We start from the raw sequence: 1,915 nt of genomic DNA, 5'->3' as shown, positions 1-1,915 counted from the left end.
TGCGGGACGACCTGTGGATCATGGGCAGGTCTCTCGGCAGCGTCTCGGCCCTCGCGATCGCCTACGACCAGGGTGCCGGCATCAACGGGCTCATCATCGAAAGCGGTTTCCCGAGCATCTCCAGCCTCATCGTCCGCCACGGCATAGCCACACCCGGCATGGACCTTGACACCATCACCCGGGAGTGCCTCGATATGGTGCGGTCCATCACGGTCCCCGTCCTCATCATTCATGGGGAATACGACACCCTGGTACCGCCCGATGAGGCCGAGACCATCTACGAGACCATCGGTTCGGCGCAAAAGGACCTTCTCATGATACCGGGGGCGACGCACAACGATATAATGTTCGTGGGTTTACGGCAGTACATGGAGGCCATAAGGAAGTTCGTCGATTCGACGAGCCCCGCCCGATAGTCTCCGTCAATCTTCAGATCTGCAAAGAGGCCCCCTCTACTTTACGAGGGCCTTCACCTTTTCCACCAGGGCCCGCAACTGTTTTTCCCTCTCCTTGAGGGCCTCGCGGAACTCTCGCCTGTTCGTCCTGACTATCTCAACTTCCAGGTGGGAGTGATATCTTTCAAGGACACTGAGCAGCAGTTTGGCCTCGTCGTCGTTCATCTCGCATGTAACCATACATTCCTCCTTCACAGGCACAGTGCCGCTCTTCCCGCGGCTGTCAGTGCTGCCTGTAGATGTATTGATATGCGCTTCTCAACCTCTGCGCGACGATCCCGATGATATGCTTGTAGATGATGAGACCCTCTTCGGGATGACGTTTCACGACGTTCTCGATGACATCCCTCCCTATCCTGATGATCCTCGTCGGCGCCAAGCACCGTGCGGTCGCGCTGTAGACATAGGGTTCGACGAGCGCCGACCAGCCGAATATCTCGCCGGGTCTCTTGACGATGAAATGCATGTTCTCCTTTTCCAGGACGATTATGTCCACTTCCCCTTCCACCAGTTCATAAAAGTACGATCCCGGCTCATCTGCCTTGAAGATAACGTCATCGCGGACAAAGGACGCCTCCTCTCCCAGCTTCCCGATCTCCGCAATGACCCTTTGACTGACTCCCTGAAAAAGATCGAATTCCTTCGTAGGGGACGCTTCCATGATAGGCACGCCAATCACCTCCTTATTTCGTGTCACCCTTATAGTCTATTTAGCACAACTTCGGAATAAGACAAGGAGACAAGAAGAAGGTTCAAGGGTTCAAGGGTTCAAAAGTTCAAGGGTTCAACAGTCTGCTGATAAAGCCCGCTTCCCGTCATCCCGGCGAAGGCCGGGAACCAGGAAGAACCGGCGGCAAATGACAGCTGAACGGTAAAAGACGCGACAACACTTCTCCTGTTCCACCGTCCCGGCAGTATCCTTTGTGTGCTTTCTGCTGCAACAGGGTTTATCCTGATTCCCGGCCTTCGCCGGGATGACGGATTTGGCTCTTGAACTTTTGAACCCTTGAACTCTTGAACCTTCCTCTATTTCTTTTCCATGTACCTCGGTTTGATCATGTTCTCCGGGGAGAGGATGTCGTCGAGTTCTTCCTTTTTCAGGTAGCCCTTTTCGAGGACGAGTTCGCAGACGGAACGGTTCGCTGCCAGGGCTTCGTGGGCTATCTCGGTGGAGCGTTCGTAGCCGATGTAGGGGTTAAGCGCCGTAACGAGGCCGATGCTGCACTCGACGTATTCGCGGCACTTATCGCTGTTTGCCGTTATTCCCAGCACACAGCGGTCGGCGAGCGTCCTGCCGGCACGTCGCAGGGCCACGAGGGAATTGAAGAGGCTGAAGGCCATGACGGGTTCCATGACGTTGAGCTCCAGTTGTCCCGCCTCCGCGGCGAAGCTCACCGTCACGTCGTTGCCGATGACAAAGAAGGCGACCTGGTTCACCACCTCGGGGATGATGGGGTTCA

At 55.7% G+C, this 1,915-nt stretch carries 4 protein-coding genes; 1 reads left to right on the top strand and 3 read right to left on the bottom strand.

The window, feature by feature from the left end:
• Positions 1–20 precede the first annotated feature (20 nt).
• Positions 21–416, top strand: coding sequence for an alpha/beta hydrolase (locus GXX82_08955; GenBank protein NLT23162.1), 396 nt, complete (start codon positions 21–23; stop codon positions 414–416).
• A gap of 36 nt (positions 417–452) precedes the next feature.
• Here the strand turns inward: GXX82_08955 and GXX82_08950 are convergent, their stop codons facing one another.
• From GXX82_08950 to aspA, 3 genes are all read right to left on the bottom strand, one after another.
• Positions 453–635: a hypothetical protein gene (locus tag GXX82_08950; GenBank protein NLT23161.1), complete on the bottom strand. Its 183-nt coding sequence runs from the start codon at positions 633–635 to the stop codon at positions 453–455.
• 43 nt (positions 636–678) lie between these two features.
• Positions 679–1,125 (bottom strand): cyclic nucleotide-binding domain-containing protein, encoded by a 447-nt coding sequence (locus GXX82_08945; protein NLT23160.1) that lies wholly within the window; start codon positions 1,123–1,125, stop codon positions 679–681.
• A gap of 356 nt (positions 1,126–1,481) precedes the next feature.
• Positions 1,482–1,915: aspartate ammonia-lyase (gene aspA, locus GXX82_08940; protein NLT23159.1), on the bottom strand; the 434-nt coding region annotated here is incomplete at its 5' end.

Source organism: Syntrophorhabdus sp. (assembly GCA_012719415.1).
Classification (GTDB): Bacteria; Desulfobacterota; Syntrophorhabdia; order Syntrophorhabdales; family Syntrophorhabdaceae; genus Delta-02.
The sequence above is the reverse complement of the archived record's forward strand: the minus strand, read 5'-3'. Positions and strand labels throughout refer to the sequence as shown.

Bases quoted from the DNA above. Each gene is read 5' to 3' on its own strand.
- GXX82_08955 (NLT23162.1), top strand. From the start codon at position 21: ATGGGCAGGTCTCTCGGCAGCGTCTCGGCCCTCGCGATCGCCTACGAC.
- GXX82_08950 (NLT23161.1), bottom strand. From the start codon at position 635: ATGGTTACATGCGAGATGAACGACGACGAGGCCAAACTGCTGCTCAGT.